This window comes from Pseudarthrobacter linnaei (genome assembly GCF_055412825.1).
Map to the genome: position 1 here is coordinate 269348 of NZ_JBVAYX010000001.1, position 20128 is coordinate 289475.

Below are 20128 nucleotides of genomic sequence, written 5' to 3' on the forward strand. Positions count from 1 at the left end.
TTCGAACTGCCGCCACCCAGACGTAGAGGCGCAGGACGCCGGGCGGTATTCGCCATCGCAAGCAATCCCGGACCAGCCGTCGAGTCCGGCTATCGATAGAAGCGTGCCGGCGTAGGCGCCCCAACCAAGGACCAGAATCGCTGTCACGGCCGCCCAAGCGAGGACATTCCTCCTGCGGCTGCCCGGTGTCCAACTGGAAATTCGCTCGCTCGTTGTTGCCCCCATGGTTCCACCCTAGATGCATCGGAAGCGGGTGCCGCGTCGGGCTCGCTCCGCCTATGCGTCCGAACAGACGCCCAGTCAAAAGGGACCCTTTGTGCGTGCCCGGACGACTTCGGAAAACGACACCTCTCATGTCGCTTTTCGAATTCAGCTGCACGGATAGTTCAAAGTCTCTGCACGGCGGCCGCGCCCACAAGGGGAACCCTCTACGGGACGGATTTGACCGTTATCGGTCCTTTCTCTGTTGCGGGAACCTCGAAGTAGTCGAAATGGCATCTAGTTGTACTTTCGCACCGAGCGGGAGCGCGGCTACTTGGAGGGTGGTCCGCGCCGGGAACGGTGCCTGCAAGTGCTTTGCGTAGGCCGTGTTGATTGCGGCAAAGTCCGCGTAATCCGTCAGGTAGATCGTTGCGCGAAGGATGTTGGATAGTCCTGAACCGACCTCATGCACGAGCGTTTCGAGGTTGGTGAGCATGGCGGCGCATTGCTCGGCGACGTCGTCGGACACGAGGGCACCTGTGCGTGGGTCTTGGCCGATAATCCCTGCCGTGTAGCCGGTATCTTCGTGCTGCACGAAGTGCGAGAACGGGGCGGTGGACTGGTGAAGTTGGGGGCTGAAGTGATGGCGGATAGCTACCTCAGACTGCCTGATCAAGATCAGCTCCTTCCCGTGCAATGGCCAGGGGTGCCCGCTGCAGGCGGGTCAAGGCTTTGGCTGTTTCGGTGCCTGGTTCTGCTGTGTAGGTGAGGACGCGGTGGCCGGAATCGTCCGGCATGGTCAGGACCTCGAACCCCAGCTCCAAAGTGCCGAGCTGGGGGTGCTTCAGTGTCTTGTGCCCCGACATGCAGTTCTCGACCGGGTGTTCAGCCCACATGCTCGCGAACTCAGGACTTTTCAGGGTCAGTTCCCCGACGAGGGCTGCAAGGTCTGTGTCGTCGGCGAACCGTCCGGAGAGCAGCCGCAGGGACGCCACTGCACGCCCGGCCTCGGTGCGCCACTGCGGGTACAGGGCGCGTGTGGCCTCGTCCAGGAAGAGCATCCGGGTCATGTTCGGGCGCTCCGCCGGTGTGTCCGGGGCGTCGAAGTCCAGGTGGGAAGCGACGAGCCGGTGCCCGGTCTGGTTCCAGGCGAGGACTTCGGTGCGTTTGCCCAGCACTACCGATGGAACCCTGCCCATGGAATCAACGAGGCGCTTTGTTCCAGGCCGGACCTGATCCGGCCTGCTCCGCATGGTTTTGGTTGTGCGGCGCTTGGCGCCAGACAGGTCCACAAGGTGTTTTCTTTCGACTTCGGTCAGGGCCAGTGCCTGGGCGAGGGAGTCGATGACGGCGTCGGAGGCGTTGACGTGCTGGCCCTGTTCGAGCCTGGCGTAGTAGGTCACGCTCATGCCGGCCAGCATGGCCACTTCTTCCCGGCGCAGCCCGGGGACACGGCGGGTGCCGTAGTCCATCAGCCCGACGTCGGCCGGGGTTAGCACGGCCCGTCGTTTGCGGAGGAAGTCGCCCATGGCTGCTGGTTGGTTCATACCTGTGAGTATTCACGAACATTCCCGTAGATGGGTAGCACTGCCAGTGCTACCCACAACACGGCGTGGCTGTTCCTGCCGGGCGTCGGCAGGGTGGAGAGGATTACCCGCACACACGCATAGTGATTGGATACCCTCCCGCGATGACAACCAACGACACCACGCCTCTCCCCCAGCTCGCCGCACCACCGGAACCGACGGTCCATGAGAGTCCTGTCCGGATGACGGGGCGGCAGCGGCTCATCATGGTCCTGCTCTTGACCGCGAGTTTCACTCTCGCAGTGGACTTCTCCATCCTGAACGTGGCACTGCCCCGGATTGGGGCCGACGTAGGTTTCTCACTGGAGCACCTGCAATGGATCGCCACATCCTTCGCGCTGTGCGCGGCAGGGTTCACCCTGTTTTTCGGCCGGGTCGCTGACCTGTTCGGCCGCAAACGGCTCTTCATCGCCGGCATGGCGCTGCTCGGCATCGGATCACTCGTCGGCGGGCTCGCCACCGACCCCGGGCTGCTGCTCGCCGCGCGCGTCGCCCAGGGCCTCGCCACCGCCGCCGTCACCCCGGCCGCGCTGTCGCTGCTCACCACGTCCTTCCCCGAAGGGCCTCTGCGGGACAAAGCCCTGGGACTGAACGGGTCCCTGATGGCTGCAGGGTTCACCGCCGGCGCGATCCTCGGCGGGCTCCTGACCGACCTGCTGTCGTGGCGGTGGGCGTTTTTCATCAACATCCCCATCGCCCTCTTCGTCCTGATCCTCGCCCCGAAACTCCTCACCGAGTCCGCCCGTGGAACCCGAACAAAGCTCGATGTACCGGGCGCGGTCACCGTCACCCTGGCCCTGCTGCTGCTCGTCTTCGGCCTGACCACGGCCGGCGAAAAAGGCTGGGCTGAGACATCGGCATGGGGTCCCCTCGCCGCTGGTCTGTTCCTGATCATCGTGTTCTTCTTCATCGAAAAGAACACCGCACACGCGCTGGTGCCCGTGACGATCCTGCGGCGGAACAACATCGCCTGGGGCAACATCGCCGGGATCCTGGCATTCGCCACCGAAACGTCCCTGGTGTTCGTCCTGACCCTCTACCTCCAGCAGGTCCTCGGCTACACACCGCTCGGAGCCGGACTCGCCTTCGCCGTCCTCGGCATCGGAACGGTCGTAGGCGGGATCATCGCCCCGAAACTCATCGGCAAACTCGGCACCAGGAACACCATCATCACCGGCCTCACCATCCAGGCCGCTGCAACCGGATCCCTGCTCTTCATCAACACCGACCAGGCCTCACTGATCATCGTGCTGATTGCCACCTTCATCGGCGGGGTTGCCAATCTCGCCGCAATCGTCGGGTTCATGGTCACCGCCACCACAGGGCTCGCTGACGCCGAACAAGGCCTCGCCACCGGCCTGACGACCATGAGTCAGCAAATCGGCATCACCATGGGTATCCCCGTCATGAGCACCATCATCGCCGCGTCCCTGCTCCAGCACGGCGACGGCGCCCCGGACCAGGTACTGGTCGCGGTGCTGCCGGCCATCGGGATCAACGCAGCCCTTTGCCTGGCAGCGGCGCTTCTGGTCGCAGTTTTTCTCCGCCGACCTGCCGCTGCCGCGGACTGATCCTCCCCAAGGCGACGCTGCCCGGCTGGCCGGGGACTACATCCCTGTCCAGCCGAGCGCCAGGTTTCGACGCTGGGCACTCACCAGGCTGCTCGTTGGCTGCGCCGCCAACATTTATGGGTCAAACTGACGCGTCCAGGGATCCGCGATCAGCCGCTCGCCAGATGCGCGAGCTCGTTGACTCAGGTGATCGTGCGTCGCCGCGCTTCTGTTCCCTTGGGGAGCAGGATCTCCACTGGTAGCACCATAAGGAAGCGGCCCCTGATCAGCGTCCGCAAGAGGATCCCCCGCCGAACTCGTCAGCGGATGGCGAGAATTGCTCCGTGAGATCGCTGCCCGGTGGTTGTCCGTGCGTGCGTCTCGACCACATTGAAGCCCGCGGCTACCAACTCGTCGCAGAGATCCCTTACCGGCCACTGGTATGCCGGGACGACCGCATGATCGAACTTCTCGACGACGTGACCATCGAAGAAGCCGATCAGCAGGGCGCCGCCAGGGCTAAGGACCCGACTGAACTCCAGGAGAGGAGTGCGGATCGTGTCTGGCTCATAGTGGATCAGTGAGTACCAAGCAAGCACTCCACCAATTGTCCCGGTGCCGACATCGAGGGCGTCGAGGCTGCCAGTCCGGAACGGAATGCCGGGATAAGCACCGCGGGCGTGCGCAATGAACTCCGGAACCAGATCCACTCCGAGTGCAGGGACCCCGGCTTCACTGAGGAAGTTCGTCCATTGGCCCGGACCGCAGCCGGCGTCGAGTACCACACCCTCGATACCATCCGCCCAAGTCCCCACCAGTTGACGATCTGAAGGGTGCACAGCACCGAGTGAACCAAAGCGTTCGACGTATTCCACCGCCCTGCTCGAATACGCATCGCTGACAACGTTGATCATGCGTTCTAGTCTAGGCAAGCTACGGACAGGTGCCCGGTTGCCGATCCTTGACCGGGAGGCTCCAGCGTTACTCGAATCTGGAGATGCTATCCGGTGAACTTCGACAAGATCCGCAGCTAATGCTCGCGCTCGATGCTGAACAGCTCGCACTCGGTGTTGTAGAAGTCCGCCGTGGTTCCCATGTGGGTCATGCCAATGCGGCGCGCGACAGCCTGCGATGCGACATTGTTCTTGTTCGTCACTGCCAGGACCCGATTGAGTCCCATCGCGAAGGCATGAGCGAGAACGGACTCCGCCGCTTCTCTTGCGTAACCTTGGCCCCACGCATCCGGATGAAGATGCCAGCCGATCTCAATTTCGCCGGACGGGCCCAGCGGTGTCTCAGGCCCCGACGCAGGTAGTGGTTTGAGAAGCAGCACGCCGAGTCGCTGACCGGTTGACTTGTCGGTAATCGCCCACAATCCATGCACAGGGTGCTCGAACGCGGCGTATCGGACGGTTCGTTCGTCTGCTTCGACACGTTCGGTCATCAACCGCGGCGTCAACCCAATGAAGCGCTGAACCTCCCACCGGGAGTACATGTCAAAGATGAAGTCCGAGTCATCGGAGGTGAAACGGCGGAGCCAGAGGCGGTCAGTCGTTAATTCTTTCACCCGCAAAGCCTAGCCAGGTCGAGTCGCTGACCCGACCAGGACTCGGCGGCGTGCCCGTTAGAGGAACGTCCTGCGGGACGGCCCCTTGAAACGGATCGACTTACGGGCAGGCTCATTCATTGAGGTGTGAACAGGCCGTGATTTGCGGGCTTTCACACAGAAAATCGTGGGGAGTTTGAGGGGCAGATGACCTTTGCGGGGCCATCGCCCCTCCAGTTCACAAGGCGATTGGCGACTCCGAGGCGTATGCCTGATGCAGGAGATTTACCAGCTCGTTAGTATCCGCGAGAGGCTGCTCCGCGATGCGCGCAACTGGGATCCCAGGACTCCACGAGTTCATCACCGCACCCGCAATTTCCTCGTTTAGGTCCGATGCGCGGATTGGGCGCGTGACCTGGCTAATGCCACTGGCGGCGAGTTGACGGTTCAGGATCTGCATAGTGACTCCTGGAAGAACATGAGCTTCGGGCCAAATCACAGATTTGCCGTCCCAGAACGCGATGTTCCAAATCGTTGCCTCGCTCAGACGCCCGGAGGCATCTATGAACACAGCATCGTCAAAGCCGTGCGCGTTAGCGCGGCGAAGTAGCTGCGTTTTCGCGACTTCTCCCACGTGCTTGACATGTGGAAGGTACCGCTCGTGTGGAAAGACAGCGAGCGTTAGTGGCGCGGCTGGTGTCGCGGCCGGGTCGGTGACTTTGATGAGGACGTCAAGATCAAGCGTTCCACGAGTCCGCATGAACTCCCCGGGCCGTGAACTGATATAGCAAGTCAGCGAGACGTCGGGCGGTGTGAACTTGACGGCCGACGCAAGAAGCTCGAGGATCTGTTCGTCGGGCAAGTGACCTCCGAAGAGCTCATCGCTCGCGTCACGCAGCCGGTCTATGTGGAGGTCTATACCTCTCACTGCGTGATCACGCACCTGCATCGCGGTGAAGTGCGCGTACCCCGCGAACGCCAGCGGGGCAAGGTCGCTGGTCGTGGCAGGCTTACCATTGAAGTACGTTTCGGAAATCGACATGCTTGCAATGTAGGAGATGACATTAGTGTCAAGGTCAAGTGCAGGCGGTATGCTCCGGGTCGGCGATCTGTCAGCGCGCACCGGAGTTAACCCCCGGTTGCTGCGCCACTATGAGAACAAAGGAATCCTTCCGGCTCAACGGTCCTCGACCGGGCAGAGACTATTCGACAGCAGCGCGATCGAGCGAGTGCTGTCCATACGCGGGCTCCTAGATGCAGGCCTGCCCACCCGTGTGATTCGTGAACTGATCGACTGCATCCATGAGCCTGGCCGCCTCGAACCTTGCGCCGTCCCCGTCCTTGTCGAGCACATCAACGACTATGACGCACGGATCGCTGCTCTGGCCATCACGCGGGGTTCGCTCCAGGGACTCATCGATGCATCGGCACCCTAAATGATCGAGACTCTCAACACCTCGCTAGGTGCTGAGAGTGAACCCCAGAAAATGCCTAGTCTTTCCCGGGAGCCTGCCACATTCGACTACGCCCCGTTACCAAGTCGGACAGCTCCCTCAAGAAACGTCCCGGGTCAGCACTGTCTTTCAACGGATTCCTCACGGATACTGCTGCCCTGCCCCGTCCTGCAAGCGGAACCCTCTGCGGCACGGTCCGTTAGGGGATCCTCCACCGGGAAACGTAGGCTTGCGTTTGGTGATGGTCAGCGGGCTACACAATGGTTCTCATGATGGATTCCATATCGGTGAGGAAAGCACGGCCAGAGGACGCATCCGAGCTGGTGAGACTGAGGCACGCAATGTTCCGGGCGATGGCCGAGGCAGGCGCCGCCGGCCGACCCCAAGACGTCGATGACACCTCTTGGTACCCAGCTGCACAAGAGGCGATAGCTTCACGTATCGCCCAAGGCACTCTGGCCGCTTTCGTCATCGACGGTGAGCAACCAACGATCGTCAGCGAGAACCACGAGGGGGCATTGTTGCTGGCCTGCGCTGTGGTGACGCTTGAGGATCGTTTACCTGGGCCCGGGTTCCCCCGCGGGACGAGCGGGTCGATGTCGTCCGTCTTCGTAGCACCAGAGCATCGTGGGCGCGGTTTAGCTCGTGCTGTGGTCTCTGCGGGACTCTCGTGGTTGGACGAAATGAGCGCCGAGGTCGTGGATCTGCATGCAACACCTGATGCTGAGCGTCTTTACCGGTCCTTGGGATTCTCCGAAGCCAGATCACTGGCTCTACGCCGCGTCAACCATTCCTAATGGCGCGAGGTAGCAGGACGTCTGCCCACTAGGACGGGCGATGCAGGATCCTCTTATGGAGCGGCCGCGCCTTGTTCGTCATCCAGCAGGAGGAACGCGAGCCTTTGCGCCGGAGCCCAAACGTACCTGTCATCACAGCGGTACCCCCCTCAGCCAGGTCTGCCCGTCCACGACACGTAGGTAGAACCCCTTGGGGTACTCCACGTCCTCGCTCACAGGCCAAGATGCGACATGGATCGCTCCAGTCGGACCGCGTCCTGCGGACAGGACCGAGTCCGGCGCGTTCGCCTGACTCATGAGCGCCAACCGGAGGTAGGGTCCGGATACCAGGGGACAGAGACCAAGGCCCTGATGCCTTGCAGCGGCAGAATCTGGGACTGGACGGCCCCGTGCTCGAAGCCGAGCTGCTCCACGGTTCGCTCCACGATCCGCAGTGTCCGACACACCGGGGCATCGAATGCCGAATGGGCGAGCAATACCTCTGCATGAGAGTTGAGCTGCACGCCCGCATCGCGCAGTGACTGCACGATCCCGGTTCGGGACTGTCCACCCACCTGGACTACGAGGGACTCACCCTTCGCTGCACTCATCATGAACTGATTGTCCATCGCTCACAGCCAGCCAACGATTCACCATGATGCTTCGGGACGTCCGGTCGAGAGGATCGGCTTACGGCGCCCTTGGGTGCAACTTCACGGATTGCGTTGTATGTTGTGCCCATGGTCGAACTTCGGGCACTCACTGACGAGGATATAAATGCGCACAACGCCGGTGAGGACGACGAGACGGTTCGATGGCTCTCCGGGAGGGCGGGGACCGTCGATTCCACGCGCCGACACTTTGCGATGCTGGCTGAGAATGCCAGCCGCGGGGTAGGTAAGCGGGGATTCGGTATTTGGCTCGACGACCAGTTGGCGGGGTACATCGATGTCGACCCCGACACGAACGACTTACCTGCTGCCGGTGATGTGAATATCTCCTATGCCGTTCATCCTTGGGCACGCCGTCGGGCTGTCGCGACGACTGCAGTCCTTCTGGTCTGCAACTACATTGCGGACGAGGACATTGGTGACCGAGCAATCATCCGCGCCGACCCCCAGAACACTGCATCACTCGGTGTAGCGGAACACTGCGGGTTCCGTTTCATCGCAGCGATTACATCGATGACTGATCACAGTCCGGACGGCTCGCCCGTCGTATACGTGACTTACGCTCTCGATCTTCGCGACAGGGCAGACGCCCGATAAACGTTCCTCGAACGGACGGTATCGAGACCTGCTTTCAAAGCGGACGTACACCCGTCAGGTCAGCCATCACAGAGCAATCGCGTTTCACCAGAAAGGGGTGCGGTGAGCACCATTTGCGATCGCGTCAGGGCAGTCGAGTGAGACGGCCGGTCACCCCCAATAGTGACCGGCCGTCTCAGCCTTGTTGTCGTCGTCGTCAGGACCTTAGGGCGCGGCGTTCACCACTGACGTGCGTACGGAGGTCCAGGTCATGACAGTTCCGGCGGGCAATCCCGGATAGTCCTTCAGCAGGACGTTCCGTTCCCCAATCATCAGTCCGGTGGTCGGATCGATGATGGTTTCTTGCCGGGATCCTCCATCCGGGGACGGGATGCCGATGGCGATGCCTGTCCTTCCGTCGATGGTTGCCTGCTTATCCACGACGGTGACGCCGGGGATAAGCGCGGCCGCCTTGTACAAGGCAGCGCGCAGGTCGGCGGGGATAACTCCGGTGCGCAGGGCAGCCGTGATGGTACCCAGGGCCTTTAATTCCGGGGACTTGCCGGCGCCTTTTGTCCGCTCATGGATGACGTCCAGGAGAGCCTGCGGATCCCGAGGCAAATTCGCTGCTTCATCCAGGGGCATGCCGCCGATGATGAGGGTTTGCTGACCCCCGTGGAACGCGCCCCGGGGAGCGCGCTGGATTCCGACCATGTCGCTCGGTGCTTCTTCCTGCAGCTTCGTTGCTTCGGCTTTGGCAGCATCGCTTGAGAACTCTACGGGGATGCTCTCTTCACGGTTCCAGACCCATTCGCCGTCCCGGTCCGCCGGGACATAGACCTGGCCTCCGGTTTTTTCCTGCCAGGACACCTGTGTTCCGTCGGCGGTGACCGCGCTTCCGCCGTAGCGGGCGGTCGTTTCGATCTTCAGGTACTGGCCCGGTGCCACCACCGGGTCAGAGGTCTGGATGGTCGCTGCCGCGGCGTTGTTCAGGACCTCTGCTGCTTCGGCGATGGCGCCCGGACGGGCCGGCAGGACAACGTCAGCCGCCACGATTCCGCCCACGAGCAGTGCAGCGGCTGCCGAGGCCATCAGGACACGGCGTCGGATGCGGATGGGACTCACCTTGGCCGGGGCCCGCATGTTAGTCGTGGCCTCGGGACGGGAAGCAGAACCGATTCTGGCCATGAGTTTGGTGCGTCCGCGGGCCAGCGTGGCCGGAGTGGCGGAGCCGATGTCGCTACGCATTTCGCGGAGCAGCTGCAAGTCGTTCATGGTCGTTCTCCGTTTCATCAAGTATTTCGAGGTTGAGCTCGGTCCGCAGTATCCGGCGGGCGCGGTTCAAGCGGGACCGCACGGTGCCCACCGGGACGTCCATGGCCGAGGCGATACCCTCGTAGGTCAGGTCTGCCCAGGCATAGAGCAGCAACGTTTCGCGGTCGATGTCGGCCATTAATTTCAGAGTCCGGGCAATGCGCCCGGTCGCCACAACGGCGTCCACCTGGGCGGCAATCCTGTCCGAGGCATCGGCCACGGCTTCCCGCGAAGCCGCTTTAGCCGCGGTTTTCAGCATCTTGGCTTCAGCACGGTGGTGCCGCCGGAGCAGATTGGTGGCGATGCCGAACAGCCAGGGCCGGGCGTCGTCCCTGTCGAGGTCGTAAGCTTCCAGCTGCTCCCAGGCGACCAGAAAGGTTTCGGACGTCACGTCGTCGGCGGCGAAGTCACCAGCCCTTCGTGCGGCGTATCTGTAGATGACTGAAGCGTGTCTGTCGTACAACTCCCCGAAAACTGCGGGGCTGTCCCGGGACCGCCTGATGATGTCGTTATCTGTGCTCACACTATGTATTGCCCGCTGGCCACAAAAGGGTTCACGGAGCTTCCCTCTTCTTCGCGCCCAATGGATCTTCATCGAAGCGTACCGGTGCCCGGATATGCAGATTACTCATGATCCTGGTCCAACTCAGGCCGCACCGGGCTGCCACCGCAGTTCGACTCTTGCTCGTGGCCCGCTCTGCGGTCGACTAAGGGCGGTCAAATGCACAGGGTCGCAGAAACAAAGGCCAATTTCAGCCTCGCTGAAGTCCCATCGTCGTGGCTACGTCGACCTCCAAGAAATAAACTGGGGGCGCGCAGGGGATGCTGCCCGTTCAGGGATCGGTTTGCGGGCGCGCCGGCGTGCAGCTGAGCAGCCCGTTGGCTGTTCTTCATTTCGCGCGGCGATCCGGCCCCCGTAGAGTTGGGCGCCAGCCTGTAGCAGACACTCGCCTCAAGGAGACTCATGCCAGACAGACCTCGCGTTGAACGACTCGAAGTAAGCGTCGGAGGGCTTTCCCGACGTCAGCTGATGAACAGCCTGAGTTCGCGTGGAATCCTGGTCAACGGTCACGCGGAAACCCTGATCGAGGACGTCATCTTCGACGCCCAGGCCTCTCGTCCCGTGATGGTCACAGAGCGTACGGTCGCCGAACTAGGGCTTCCCAATGGGGCGACGCTTACTCAGATCTTCGAGGTAGCACAGCAACAGGGCTTGTCACTGTGCCCGGTGGATACTGCGCCCTATTTGCGCATGGCTCTGAACGAGCAGGTCGCGTCTCGCGACTCGGTGATGTCTTCGGGGAGTGCACCCGATGGCGGCCTCACAGTGGCCGCCGAAGCGCTTAGCAAGGACGACGAGTATCCGAAAGGCTTCTATCTTCGCGTCGTAGACGGTCAAGCGTGGCTGCGCGGCTACCGATGCGACGACGAGCACACGTGGTCGCCCGATGACCGGTTCATCTTTCAGCTTCCGCCGCCGCCCGCTTGAACTCAGCAGGGTGCCGGCCCGCTGGCGCCGGCTTACGGCCGCGCTCGAATCGACGGAGCAGCGCTGTCCCACTAACGCACCATCCGAAACTCGACCACGTAGGACGACGGCGTCCGCTGAAGGATCCCCAAAAAGAATAGGTCAGGGCCTGTGCAAGGCTCGGCCCGTGCCGGCGTTGATTGGACGGAGAGCAGTGGGAAGCGTTGAATGGCCGTATGGCTGGGGGTGGTGGGGTGCTTGTGATTAAGCAGTTGCGGGTGGATGGCCGGCAGGTGCCGTGGAGTCTCACCCTCAGTGTGTTGTACTGGCTCATTCCCGGTGTGTGGTCCGGCCTCGGCACGCTGATCCCACTATTGTTCGTGCCGCCCGAGTTAAGAGACACCGGTTGGTTCGGGTCTTGGACCCTTGCCGTTTTGGCCGGATACACAGTGGTCGTGATCGGCGTTCCCATTCTGATGCTTTATAGGTCTCGAGTGGCCAGAGGCCTCCTCACTCTTGTGGCCGCATGGTTTGCCGTCGCTGTCATCGCAGCCCCTTACCTGGAACCTATGTGGGCCTTTATCCCCGTCGTAATCGGGACGGTACTGATGTGGCTTCCACCGACGAATCAGTACCTCCGAAAACGCATCGTCCTAGGAAACGGCGCTGCTTTATGAACGCTGACTGCGAGCTCGGCAACTAACTGTCCGTTTAGGGTTCGTCGAACGCCTTCCTCCAAGCACAGCAATTGAGCCTCGGTGTCATGCAGAATGGCGGTATGGCACCCAAAGAAGTCTTCACGTTCTCACTGGAAGTAGAGCTTGATGATCTGGAGGCGATTCAGCGCTACAACGAAGAATGGGAACAGGGGGCTGCGGAGGAGCCGATTGATGTGCCCCCGAGCGAACGCGAGCAGGGGTCGAGAGCATCTGCGCGACTAATTGCCCGGGCGTTCACGGCTCAGCACCAGGAAACAGGACTCAAGCTCCGCTCACTCAGGGTTCTGGACTAAGCGAGCCTTTCTGAGGGAGCAGTGTGTCGACCGGCCGGCCTGGAGGACAGTGTCCTTTGAGCGTGGGCGCCGGCGTGAATCAGTCCGCTAAGGGTTCGGCTTACGAGACGCGGCGAAAATTCCAAGGACACGGACGGCCCCGGGAGCAGATCAGACGTTGCCGACAGCCTCGGCCAGCAGCCGGTGGCCCTCGGCAGTAGGGTGGAGACCGTCGCTGAACAGGGCCGGGCAGTCGGCCAGGACGTCCCAGGTGTCGAGGAAGTCCCGGAAGGTCCGCTCGCACCACGACCGCAAAGTCTCCCGCAAGTCCAGTATCTCGCCTAGGTGGAGACTGGGGACCACAGTGGTGTCCACCCAGTTCGGGCTCATCACTACTACGCGGCGTCCCTGGGGCTCCATGGCGTAGCAGAAGGATTCAAGGCGGGCGATGACATCCTGACCCACTTGTGCCCCGCTCCGTCCGTCGGCGTGGAGCAGGTCATTGATGCCGGCCGCCACCAGGACAGTGTCGGCGCGGCGGGCGGTCACCTCGGCCTCGGCGGCGTCCAGGATCTCGAGTATGGTGGCGCCCGGCCAGGCCAGATTGAAGAACCGGTTGCTCTCCTCGTCGCGGGTGATGTGTCGCGAGGCGACCCGGGCGGCCCAGCCGCCGTCCTGGGTGCAACGCCCGTAGGCGATGCTGTCGCCGATCAGGGCAATGCGTTCGGCGACATCCAGAGGATCGGCTGAGACGTAGCACCAGGCCTGTCCGTGGGCGGCGGTGGACACGCGGCGGCGGGCGTAGGTATCGACCTCGTAGGCGTCGGCTGCGGCCAGCTCGTCAGGGCTTAGCGCGAGCAGCCCGCCGGATACGGTGTCACCTTCACGCCGGACGAGGCCGAGGTGAACGTTCTTGCCGCTCTTGGCGATCACGTCGAGGTCGGTGATGACGACCTCGGTGGTTCCGTACCCGATTAGGGCGTCCTCAGCCATCTTAACCCGGGTGCCGAACAGCGACTGCTGCACCTTCTCACCCAACAAGGTGCCGAACGAGAAGACCAGCTGGCTCGGGGCAGCGGTTGTAGTTGGTTCCGGGGTGGACACGGAGAGACTCCTTAGGCAGAGCTTTCGTCCCTCCCGAGCCTCGCTTGTGGCTGTGACCAGGAAGAATGTGTGCGATTGATTATTGCATCCGTCACGGTCCTGGCTCTTCGCGGCAATGGGACGCATTCGCCAGACGGGGCCAAGGCCCCTACGCCTCGCTGATTGAAGTCTCGCGGTGAGGGATCCTCAATCGGGCATTGCTGGGCGAGCCATATCTACTACGTCCCACTGTTCTTCATCGACGGTGGTCTGGAAAACGGCCCCGGTCCTAGTGAATCCGAGACTTTCGTACAGGTTGAGGGCTGCGGTGTTATGGGCGTAGACCCCCAGCTTCATGACGGGGAAGGTTGATGCTTGAAAACCCTGGCGAACAACCGCTTCGACGAACTTTCGGCCTACTCCACGTCCTCGGTGTTCCGGACTCACGATGATGAACCCAATGCGCATCAGGTCTGCGTCTTTGTCTATCAGGAGGGATGCATGCCCCACGAGTTCCTGGGCTTCGACGTCGATGGCAGACCAGTAGGTCCTGTTTGTGTTGCCGAAGTATCTTGCGAGTTGGTTATACCCGAGCGGCCACGTGAAAGTGGGGCCTGACCACATGACCATCTCTTGGTTGTTTCTTACCCAACCGAGAATGGTCTGCAGGTCAACTGCTGTCGTCGGGCGTAGCTCCATCAGGCCACTCTACGGAAAGTTCTACATCGAGCAGGAAACGTGCCTTCTGAGAACCTCACGATAGAACGACCGCCGCCCGCAGGCGGATCCTCTACTGACTCAGTGGTACGTCGGTTTCAAGGATCGACATGTAGTGGACGTCAATCCATTGCTCGTCGAACCACAGCGCGTCCCGGCCCGTTCCTTCGTGGCGAAATCCTACTTTCTCATAGACATGCCGGGCGCGCGGGTTGAAGGCGTAGACCTCAAGAGCTATTCGGTGAAGACCAAGCTCGTGTATGCCATGCCGGACAATCAGCTCGGTCGCCTCACTGCCAAGCCCTCGGCCGCGGCCTTCGGCGCCAAGGAAAGCGCGGAAGCCGCAGGAGCGATTCAACTCGTTCAAGTCGTTGAGCACGACTTCTCCAACCATCGCGTTCGTCGCCTGCTCGATCACGGCGAGGACGAGACGGTCATCAGCGGAGCTCCAGCGTTCGTAAGTCACGCGGAGGTCATCAACAGTCCAAGGCAGCGTTGTCTGGCTGCTGGAGTGCACTGTTCCGGTCAGAATTGCGGCTTCGACATCATGAAGCATCCGATGCACTATAGGTGCGTCCTGAGCCGGAATCGGTCGCAGATTGACGAGTTGGCCCTCGATTGTCGGCTTATGGGTGAAGATCGTGGTCATGCGGCCAGTTTGTCAGAAACTCTAGGAACCTCGTCCGTAAGCCGAACGCTGAAAGGACAGTCGTGCCCGCTCCGGCTACCGGGCAGCAATTTGCGTTGCCTGTTCCAGCAGATCCGCGGTGGTCACGACTGTTGCGAACTCTTCGTGGAGATTCACCCCGCTGATTCGGGACAGTACAGCTGCGGGGATGTTCTGACCATCCGGGGCGGTGCGGTCGAAGGTGTGGGTCGCATCGAGGGGGAAGTAGACCCGGTAGCCCAGATTGCCCCCGACTCGAGCCGTGGTTTCGCAGCAATGGTTGGTGGTGATTCCGCAGACGACCAGCTCCTTGATGTCGTTTTCCTGGAGCCAGGCGTGTAGATCGGGGGTGCCGTGGAAGCTGGAGTTGACGTTTTTACGCACCAGGAGATCCGGTGTGCCAGTGACGATGTCCTTGAACGCGTTGCCGGGGTTGTTCGGGTGCAGAGGGGATGAAGGCGCGGTCGAATCGTGACGGACGAAAACGATGGGACGGCCGGTTTCTCGCCAGCGCGCCAGCAGGGCCGCGATGTTCGCCTCGCAGGAAGGGTTATCGCGCGGACCCCAGTATGCGGCGTCATCGAAGGCCCGTTGGGCATCGACGATCACCAGTGCGGCACGGGGATCAAAGGTGGGATTTAGCGCGTGGCTCATGGATGTTCCTGTCGGGTGTCTGGTTAGCGATGGGGTCTGGCTCATTCGGCCCGGCGCCCGGGACCGGTGGTTTCTCAACTATGGCGTGCATGATCCACCCGCAGCATTCTGAGGTCCTCGGCGGCGTTGATGATGATCCCACATCCGGGTTCGGTGACAGCGAAGACGGTCCCTGGCTCCAGCGCGTACCGGGCATGTCCTCCAGGAAAGGACGCCCAGCCGCGGCCCCCGATGCAATAGAGGGACGTTCCCTCCTCGGCCTCTACCCGTCGTTCGCCATCGGTTTTATGGATGGCGAGTTCCTGCATCGCGTAGCCGAACTGCTGATTCTTGGATATGACCTCGCCGGCGCCACATGCGTCACGGTCCGCTGTTGTTGCGTGGAACATTGAATTCTCTTTCTCCGTTGGGATGAGGAAGCGCGGCGGGACGCCCGCGGCTGATCTTTTATGCTTGTGCTGTCTTGGTGCGGCCCGGGCTGATCCTGGTGTGCCGTGAATCGGCGGCAGCTGCTTAGGGGTGTTTGAATCCTGGGCGGTTGCTGCGTGTCTGGATGTCTTCCATTTCCTGGAACAGCGTGAGCTGCAACCCCGCGGGTCCGGTCAGCCTGGAGTTCAATGATTTCCATGGTGTTTCGCGCGGCTCGGCGACGAGAGTGGCGCCGCCCGCGACGAGATCCTGGGTTGCCGCGGCCGAATCGTCCACTTCGAAGGCGACCCGGATTTTCGCGCTCCGTTGGCCGCCGGCCTCGATGTCGTCGATCATTCGGATCTGGGCCGGGTTGGAGAGTTCGAGCGTGGCGCGGCCTGCGTCGAGGATGGTGACTCGGGCATCGCCCTCGCCTTCGAACGCGGCTTGTTCGGTGAGCCCGAGGACATCGCGGTAGAACGTCACGGCAGCCTCGTAGTCTTCGGCTTCGACGATGAGGCGCAGCTGGCGCACGGGGGCTGTGCTTCTGTTCTCTGTGGTCATACTCGTACCCTAGGACCTGACACCAATGTGAGAGGCAAGGCATAGATGCGTATCGGTGAACTTTCGGCCGCGACAGGGGTGAGCGTCCGCTCGCTGCGGTACTACGAGGAGCAGGGTTTGCTGAGCGCGGACCGCACCGGATCAGGGCAAAGAGTGTACGACACGGATGCGCCCGCCCGTGTTGGCCTGATTCAGGAGCTCTTCGCCGCCGGCATATGCAGCGCGACAATGGTCGATTTACTGCCGTGCATGAGTGATCCCGGAGTGAGGACCCCAAAACTGGGGACCCGCTTGCTCGAGGAACGAGACCGGATCTCAGAGACGATCGCTAACCTTAAGGCGACCCAGACTGCCCTCGACCGGATCATCAGCGAGATCAAAATCGGCTAGGCATCCCCTATCCGATGTGCGGCGGTGGTTCGGTCCCTTCGTATCTCGGGGAATTCATCCCAACCTGCCGGAAGCAGTTTGCGTCGGCTAGGGTTCCCAAACAGGACCGTCTTACGGGCAGTCCAGGATGCCCGCTTGACGATCACGACGTGGTCTAGTGGGATCATGCCGACGAACATCGAAATCAAAGCGCACGTGGACAGTCTCGAAAAGTTGCTGCCGGTGGTGGCGTCTTTGGCAGACTCGGGGCCCGAGTATGTCGCGCAAGATGACACGTTTTTCTCCTGCCCGAACGGCCGGCTCAAGCTTCGAGTTCTCGACGAGAACCACGGCGTGCTGATCTACTACCGCAGGGCAGACGAATCGGGCCCGAAGCCCTCGTTCTATGTCCATTCAGAAACTTCGGACCCAGACGGGCTCCGGTCAGTCCTGACTGATGCTTACGGCGCAGTTGGGCGCGTTCAAAAGCACCGCACGGTATTTCACATCGGCCAGACCCGGGTCCATCTCGACCTCGTCGACGGATTGGGCGAGTTTGTGGAACTGGAGGTCGCCGTCGGAGACACGCTGGAACCTGATGTTGCAGTTTCGGAAGCGCACCGGCTCGTTGCTGCTCTCGGAATTGAGGACGGCGCGCTCGTACAAGGTGCGTACGTGGATCTCCTGGCTGCCACCAGCGCCTCACAAGCCCGCTGATCCTTACTGAGTGACTACCCGCGCTGACGAGTCTGTCCATTGTGCCTTTCGCTTGCGGACAGCATTCGGCCAAAGCTACTCCGCAAGTTACCTAGGTTCTTTGCGGTATTTGTAGCTAATGCATGGTCCACGCAGCGTGGCGGTGTCTCAATAGGACCATGACGCTAAGCGGGAGCGCTGCCATTCATGGGACTCGCCCCTTCGGCGGGGTTTAGACGGGTGCGAACGGCCATTCCGGCGCAGAGAATCACCGCCACACCTCCGACGATGGTGGTCCAGGTCAGGTTCTCGCCCAGCAGGAGGCCGGCCCAGCAGATACTCAGGACCGGCTGCACCAGTTGGACCTGGCTAACCTGGGCCATGGGACCGATGGCAAGGCCGTGGTACCACGCGAAGAATCCAAGGAACATGCTGACCACCCCGAGATAGGCAAAGGCGGCCCATTGGGCAGGTGTGCCGGACGGTGGCTGCTCGGCGATTGCGGTGACAGTCAGGAACACCATCACAGGAGATGCGAGGACGAGGGCCCAGGAGACCGTCTGCCATGCTCCGAGTTCGCGTGCCAGCAGGCCGCCCTCCGCGTAGCCGATGGCCGCAGCGGCGACGGCGCCGAAAAACAGCAGGTCCGTCCATTGCAGCTGTCCAACGCCGCCGGATTGCATAAAAGCGAAGGCGATGGCCGCCGTTGCGCCTACGACTGTCAGAATCCAGAAGACTGGCCGGGGGCGTTCGCGGGTTCGCAGGACAACCATGGTTGCAGTCGCGGCGGGGAGGAGCGCGATGACGACGGCGCCGTGACTGGCGGGCGCCGAGGTAAGGGCGAAGGACGTCAGTAGCGGGAATCCTATGACGATTCCGCCGGCGACCACGGCAACGCGTCCCCACAGCATGCCGCGGGGAAAGCGTTGCCGCGTGAGACTCAAGGCGAAGATCGCGAGGATGGCCGCCACGACAGCCCGTCCGGACCCGACGAACAAGGGCGACATCCCGTCCACTGCCACGCGGGTGAACGGAACAGTAAAGGAAAAGGCAACCACGCCTAGAAGGCCCCACCAGAGACCCGTAGGCCGCCGGGGCGGCAGTATCACTGGGGCAATAAGTGTAGTAGCGCTACTATTGTCTCTCATGACTTACAATAGCAGTTCCAGGATTGCTGGTCGCCTCAGGGACTGGATGGCGACTGCTCCGGCAGGAGCAAGGCTGCCGTCGACACGGGCGTTGGTGGCCCAGTATCAGGCCAGCCCGGTGACAGTCCAGAATGCGCTCAGGACCCTCTCCGCGCAGGGGTTGATAGAGAGCCGGCCCGGAGTTGGGACTTTTGTCCGGGCTGTCCGGACAGCGCGGCCCTCTGACTACGGGTGGCAGTCGGCGGCCCTCCGTTCACCGCAGGCACCGGCCCGCCCGGTCTCCGCCGCGATGCGGGACACACCGAATGACGTCATCGCCTTCCACTCAGGCTATCCGGACCGGGAACTCCTGCCCGAGCGCCTGGTGCGGGCTGCCCTCAGCCGCGCCGCACGAGGGGACGCGGCCGTATCGCGTCCGCCGGCGACGGGACTGCCGGAACTCCAGTCCTGGTTCGCGCAGGAACTCAGGGCCTCAACCCCGGCAGGTGTCACCCCGCCCGTGCCCAGCGACGTTATCGTCCTGCCCGGATCCCAGAGCGGACTCAGCTCCATCTTCCGTGCTCTGGTGGGCAACGGCCAGCCCCTGCTTATGGAGTCACCCACCTACTGGGGAGGCATCCTCGCAGCCGCCCAGGCCGGCGTCCGCGTCATCCCGGTGCCCAGTGGCGCCGAGGGTCCCGATCCTGACGAATTAGCGCGCGCCTTCGAGGAGACAGGCGCGCGCGTGTTTTACGCACAGCCGAACTACGCGAATCCCACCGGCGCGCAATGGACAACAAAACGCGGCGAAGAGGTGCTGGACGTGGTGCGCCGCTATGGCGCGTTCCTCGTCGAGGACGACTGGGCGCACGACTTCGGCATCACGACCAGCCCTGCGCCCGTCGCCGCCCAAGACGATTCGGGGCACGTGGTCTATCTCCGCTCGTTGACCAAGAGCGTCTCCCCCGCCATCCGCGTCGCTGCCGTCATCGCCCGAGGCCCTGCCCGCGAACGCATCGTGGCCGACCGGGTGGCCGAATCGATGTATGTCAGCGGCCTGCTCCAGGCCGCGGCACTGGACGTAGTCACGCAGCCGGCCTGGCAGACGCATCTGCGCGGCCTCCGCCACCAGCTTCAATCCCGCCGTGACCTGCTCCTGGCCAGTATGCGCGAACACGCACCACTGGCCCACATCCCCCACGTCCCCGCAGGAGGACTGAATCTGTGGGCACGCTTGCCCGACGGGACGGACGTCGCACGGCTCATCCGGGACTGCGAAACCGCTGGGGTGATCATCGGCGACGGCGCCGAGTGGTTCCCGGCAGAATCCACTGGACCGTTCATCAGGCTCAACTACTCAGGACCAAACCCCGGCGCCTTCGCCGCCGGCGCCCGCATTCTCGGCAGCGCTCTCGAACGCAACAGCCAATAGGCCATCTGCCGAGGGCCCTCAGCGGAACCTATGATCGACCGGCCGGACGTCACGGATGGGCAGGCCTCGGACTTGGAAGACCCGTGACACCTGCCGTTCTTGGAAGGGATTCGGTCAAAAGCTACGCCGCAAGTTACCGGCACTCCTTGCCCGGTTGCGTTTGCCGTCTGGCCCCCGGAACCAGAGACAATTCGCCCCTAAGGGTCGTCGAAGTCGCACTGATGTCCACGCTGAAGAACTCGATGATGGTCGTCGGTCGGCGGATCAGTCATCCGGGA

24 protein-coding genes are annotated in these 20128 nt (G+C 62.3%); 9 read left to right on the forward strand and 15 right to left on the reverse strand.

Annotated elements, in window-relative coordinates; translation table 11 throughout:
• Window positions 1-448 precede the first annotated feature (448 nt).
• Window positions 449-877 carry a RidA family protein gene (locus tag ACZYZ3_RS01260; RefSeq protein WP_463962050.1) on the reverse strand — a complete coding sequence of 143 codons (429 nt, stop codon included), beginning with the start codon at window positions 875-877 and terminating at the stop codon, window positions 449-451.
• On the reverse strand, window positions 861-1748 hold the full coding sequence (locus ACZYZ3_RS01265) for a helix-turn-helix transcriptional regulator (RefSeq protein WP_463962051.1): 888 nt from the start codon (window positions 1746-1748) through the stop codon (window positions 861-863). The genes ACZYZ3_RS01260 and ACZYZ3_RS01265 overlap by 17 nt, the downstream gene beginning before the upstream one ends.
• A 143-nt stretch (window positions 1749-1891) precedes the next feature.
• On the opposite strand from ACZYZ3_RS01265, the gene ACZYZ3_RS01270 reads away from it, so the two are divergent.
• Window positions 1892-3358, forward strand: coding sequence for an MFS transporter (locus ACZYZ3_RS01270; protein WP_463962052.1), 1467 nt, complete (start codon window positions 1892-1894; stop codon window positions 3356-3358).
• Window positions 3359-3657: 299 nt separating this feature from the next.
• Here the strand turns inward: ACZYZ3_RS01270 and ACZYZ3_RS01275 are convergent, their stop codons facing one another.
• The 3 genes from ACZYZ3_RS01275 to ACZYZ3_RS01285 all read right to left on the reverse strand — a co-directional run bounded on the left by ACZYZ3_RS01275 (window position 3658) and on the right by ACZYZ3_RS01285 (window position 5925).
• Window positions 3658-4251, reverse strand: coding sequence for a class I SAM-dependent methyltransferase (locus ACZYZ3_RS01275; RefSeq protein ID WP_463962053.1), 594 nt, complete (start codon window positions 4249-4251; stop codon window positions 3658-3660).
• A 116-nt stretch (window positions 4252-4367) separates the two neighbouring features.
• Window positions 4368-4904: a GNAT family N-acetyltransferase gene (locus tag ACZYZ3_RS01280; RefSeq protein ID WP_463962054.1), complete on the reverse strand. Its 537-nt coding sequence runs from the start codon at window positions 4902-4904 to the stop codon at window positions 4368-4370.
• Window positions 4905-5121: 217 nt separating this feature from the next.
• Window positions 5122-5925: an aminotransferase class IV family protein gene (locus ACZYZ3_RS01285; protein ID WP_463962055.1), complete on the reverse strand. Its 804-nt coding sequence runs from the start codon at window positions 5923-5925 to the stop codon at window positions 5122-5124.
• Between the two features lie 49 nt (window positions 5926-5974).
• Here ACZYZ3_RS01285 and ACZYZ3_RS01290 point away from each other — a divergent pair, with 49 nt between their 5' ends.
• Together ACZYZ3_RS01290 and ACZYZ3_RS01295 are read left to right on the forward strand one after the other, a co-directional pair.
• The gene (locus ACZYZ3_RS01290) at window positions 5975-6319 is read left to right on the forward strand and encodes a MerR family transcriptional regulator (protein WP_463962174.1); all 345 of its coding nucleotides are present in this window, start codon (window positions 5975-5977) and stop codon (window positions 6317-6319) included.
• A 371-nt stretch (window positions 6320-6690) separates the two neighbouring features.
• The gene (locus ACZYZ3_RS01295; RefSeq protein ID WP_463962175.1) at window positions 6691-7134 is read left to right on the forward strand and encodes a GNAT family N-acetyltransferase; all 444 of its coding nucleotides are present in this window, start codon (window positions 6691-6693) and stop codon (window positions 7132-7134) included.
• A 293-nt stretch (window positions 7135-7427) separates the two neighbouring features.
• On the opposite strand, the gene ACZYZ3_RS01300 is transcribed toward ACZYZ3_RS01295, so the two are convergent.
• Window positions 7428-7727, reverse strand: a complete 300-nt coding sequence (locus ACZYZ3_RS01300) for a hypothetical protein (RefSeq protein ID WP_463962056.1) — start codon at window positions 7725-7727, stop codon at window positions 7428-7430.
• Between the two features lie 126 nt (window positions 7728-7853).
• On the opposite strand from ACZYZ3_RS01300, the gene ACZYZ3_RS01305 reads away from it, so the two are divergent.
• A complete protein-coding gene (locus ACZYZ3_RS01305) occupies window positions 7854-8381 on the forward strand; it encodes a GNAT family N-acetyltransferase (RefSeq protein WP_463962057.1) in 528 nt (175 codons plus the stop codon).
• A gap of 204 nt (window positions 8382-8585) precedes the next feature.
• Here ACZYZ3_RS01305 and ACZYZ3_RS01310 read toward each other — a convergent pair whose 3' ends face one another.
• Together ACZYZ3_RS01310 and ACZYZ3_RS01315 are read right to left on the reverse strand one after the other, a co-directional pair.
• Window positions 8586-9635, reverse strand: coding sequence for a CU044_5270 family protein (locus ACZYZ3_RS01310; RefSeq protein WP_463962058.1), 1050 nt, complete (start codon window positions 9633-9635; stop codon window positions 8586-8588).
• A complete protein-coding gene (locus tag ACZYZ3_RS01315; protein ID WP_463962059.1) occupies window positions 9601-10197 on the reverse strand; it encodes an RNA polymerase sigma factor in 597 nt (198 codons plus the stop codon). Before ACZYZ3_RS01315 ends, ACZYZ3_RS01310 begins: the two co-directional genes overlap by 35 nt.
• 507 nt (window positions 10198-10704) lie before the next feature.
• Between ACZYZ3_RS01315 and ACZYZ3_RS01320 the strand changes: the two genes are divergently transcribed.
• Window positions 10705-11163 carry a hypothetical protein gene (locus ACZYZ3_RS01320; RefSeq protein WP_463962060.1) on the forward strand — a complete coding sequence of 153 codons (459 nt, stop codon included), beginning with the start codon at window positions 10705-10707 and terminating at the stop codon, window positions 11161-11163.
• Window positions 11164-11920: 757 nt separating this feature from the next.
• Window positions 11921-12154 (forward strand): hypothetical protein, encoded by a 234-nt coding sequence (locus tag ACZYZ3_RS01325; RefSeq protein ID WP_463962061.1) that lies wholly within the window; start codon window positions 11921-11923, stop codon window positions 12152-12154.
• Between the two features lie 150 nt (window positions 12155-12304).
• Here the strand turns inward: ACZYZ3_RS01325 and ACZYZ3_RS01330 are convergent, their stop codons facing one another.
• The 6 genes from ACZYZ3_RS01330 to ACZYZ3_RS01355 all read right to left on the reverse strand — a co-directional run bounded on the left by ACZYZ3_RS01330 (window position 12305) and on the right by ACZYZ3_RS01355 (window position 16226).
• A complete protein-coding gene (locus tag ACZYZ3_RS01330; protein ID WP_463962062.1) occupies window positions 12305-13237 on the reverse strand; it encodes a GDSL-type esterase/lipase family protein in 933 nt (310 codons plus the stop codon).
• Window positions 13238-13423: 186 nt separating this feature from the next.
• Window positions 13424-13915 carry a GNAT family N-acetyltransferase gene (locus ACZYZ3_RS01335; protein ID WP_463962063.1) on the reverse strand — a complete coding sequence of 164 codons (492 nt, stop codon included), beginning with the start codon at window positions 13913-13915 and terminating at the stop codon, window positions 13424-13426.
• A gap of 91 nt (window positions 13916-14006) precedes the next feature.
• Entirely contained in the window at window positions 14007-14582 is a 576-nt protein-coding gene (locus ACZYZ3_RS01340) for a GNAT family N-acetyltransferase (RefSeq protein ID WP_463962064.1), read from the reverse strand.
• Between the two features lie 75 nt (window positions 14583-14657).
• Window positions 14658-15254: a cysteine hydrolase family protein gene (locus ACZYZ3_RS01345; protein WP_463962065.1), complete on the reverse strand. Its 597-nt coding sequence runs from the start codon at window positions 15252-15254 to the stop codon at window positions 14658-14660.
• Window positions 15255-15328: 74 nt separating this feature from the next.
• Window positions 15329-15643, reverse strand: a complete 315-nt coding sequence (locus ACZYZ3_RS01350) for a hypothetical protein (protein ID WP_463962066.1) — start codon at window positions 15641-15643, stop codon at window positions 15329-15331.
• 124 nt (window positions 15644-15767) lie between these two features.
• A complete protein-coding gene (locus ACZYZ3_RS01355; protein WP_463962067.1) occupies window positions 15768-16226 on the reverse strand; it encodes a VOC family protein in 459 nt (152 codons plus the stop codon).
• 45 nt (window positions 16227-16271) lie between these two features.
• Between ACZYZ3_RS01355 and ACZYZ3_RS01360 the strand changes: the two genes are divergently transcribed.
• Window positions 16272-16616, forward strand: coding sequence for a MerR family transcriptional regulator (locus ACZYZ3_RS01360; protein WP_463962068.1), 345 nt, complete (start codon window positions 16272-16274; stop codon window positions 16614-16616).
• A 165-nt stretch (window positions 16617-16781) separates the two neighbouring features.
• Window positions 16782-17312, forward strand: coding sequence for a class IV adenylate cyclase (locus ACZYZ3_RS01365; RefSeq protein ID WP_463962069.1), 531 nt, complete (start codon window positions 16782-16784; stop codon window positions 17310-17312).
• A 164-nt stretch (window positions 17313-17476) separates the two neighbouring features.
• Here the strand turns inward: ACZYZ3_RS01365 and ACZYZ3_RS01370 are convergent, their stop codons facing one another.
• Window positions 17477-18439, reverse strand: a complete 963-nt coding sequence (locus ACZYZ3_RS01370) for a DMT family transporter (RefSeq protein WP_463962070.1) — start codon at window positions 18437-18439, stop codon at window positions 17477-17479.
• Here ACZYZ3_RS01370 and ACZYZ3_RS01375 point away from each other — a divergent pair.
• A complete protein-coding gene (locus tag ACZYZ3_RS01375) occupies window positions 18438-19850 on the forward strand; it encodes an aminotransferase-like domain-containing protein (protein ID WP_463962071.1) in 1413 nt (470 codons plus the stop codon). The genes ACZYZ3_RS01370 and ACZYZ3_RS01375 overlap by 2 nt on opposite strands.
• Window positions 19851-20128: the final 278 nt, after the last annotated feature.

What these genes read in the sequence shown, in the direction of transcription:
- ACZYZ3_RS01325 (WP_463962061.1), top strand. Translation starts at nt 11,921, where the DNA reads ATGGCACCCAAAGAAGTCTTCACGTTCTCACTGGAAGTAGAGCTTGAT.
- ACZYZ3_RS01370 (WP_463962070.1), bottom strand. Translation starts at nt 18,439, where the DNA reads ATGAGAGACAATAGTAGCGCTACTACACTTATTGCCCCAGTGATACTG.
- ACZYZ3_RS01365 (WP_463962069.1), top strand. Translation starts at nt 16,782, where the DNA reads ATGCCGACGAACATCGAAATCAAAGCGCACGTGGACAGTCTCGAAAAG.
- ACZYZ3_RS01375 (WP_463962071.1), top strand. Translation starts at nt 18,438, where the DNA reads ATGACTTACAATAGCAGTTCCAGGATTGCTGGTCGCCTCAGGGACTGG.
- ACZYZ3_RS01320 (WP_463962060.1), top strand. Translation starts at nt 10,705, where the DNA reads ATGAACAGCCTGAGTTCGCGTGGAATCCTGGTCAACGGTCACGCGGAA.
- ACZYZ3_RS01285 (WP_463962055.1), bottom strand. Translation starts at nt 5,925, where the DNA reads ATGTCGATTTCCGAAACGTACTTCAATGGTAAGCCTGCCACGACCAGC.
- ACZYZ3_RS01295 (WP_463962175.1), top strand. Translation starts at nt 6,691, where the DNA reads ATGGCCGAGGCAGGCGCCGCCGGCCGACCCCAAGACGTCGATGACACC.
- ACZYZ3_RS01300 (WP_463962056.1), bottom strand. Translation starts at nt 7,727, where the DNA reads ATGATGAGTGCAGCGAAGGGTGAGTCCCTCGTAGTCCAGGTGGGTGGA.
- ACZYZ3_RS01335 (WP_463962063.1), bottom strand. Translation starts at nt 13,915, where the DNA reads ATGGAGCTACGCCCGACGACAGCAGTTGACCTGCAGACCATTCTCGGT.
- ACZYZ3_RS01340 (WP_463962064.1), bottom strand. Translation starts at nt 14,582, where the DNA reads ATGACCACGATCTTCACCCATAAGCCGACAATCGAGGGCCAACTCGTC.
- ACZYZ3_RS01310 (WP_463962058.1), bottom strand. Translation starts at nt 9,635, where the DNA reads ATGAACGACTTGCAGCTGCTCCGCGAAATGCGTAGCGACATCGGCTCC.
- ACZYZ3_RS01305 (WP_463962057.1), top strand. Translation starts at nt 7,854, where the DNA reads ATGGTCGAACTTCGGGCACTCACTGACGAGGATATAAATGCGCACAAC.
- ACZYZ3_RS01345 (WP_463962065.1), bottom strand. Translation starts at nt 15,254, where the DNA reads ATGAGCCACGCGCTAAATCCCACCTTTGATCCCCGTGCCGCACTGGTG.
- ACZYZ3_RS01265 (WP_463962051.1), bottom strand. Translation starts at nt 1,748, where the DNA reads ATGAACCAACCAGCAGCCATGGGCGACTTCCTCCGCAAACGACGGGCC.
- ACZYZ3_RS01360 (WP_463962068.1), top strand. Translation starts at nt 16,272, where the DNA reads ATGCGTATCGGTGAACTTTCGGCCGCGACAGGGGTGAGCGTCCGCTCG.
- ACZYZ3_RS01355 (WP_463962067.1), bottom strand. Translation starts at nt 16,226, where the DNA reads ATGACCACAGAGAACAGAAGCACAGCCCCCGTGCGCCAGCTGCGCCTC.
- ACZYZ3_RS01270 (WP_463962052.1), top strand. Translation starts at nt 1,892, where the DNA reads ATGACAACCAACGACACCACGCCTCTCCCCCAGCTCGCCGCACCACCG.
- ACZYZ3_RS01290 (WP_463962174.1), top strand. Translation starts at nt 5,975, where the DNA reads ATGCTCCGGGTCGGCGATCTGTCAGCGCGCACCGGAGTTAACCCCCGG.
- ACZYZ3_RS01350 (WP_463962066.1), bottom strand. Translation starts at nt 15,643, where the DNA reads ATGTTCCACGCAACAACAGCGGACCGTGACGCATGTGGCGCCGGCGAG.
- ACZYZ3_RS01275 (WP_463962053.1), bottom strand. Translation starts at nt 4,251, where the DNA reads ATGATCAACGTTGTCAGCGATGCGTATTCGAGCAGGGCGGTGGAATAC.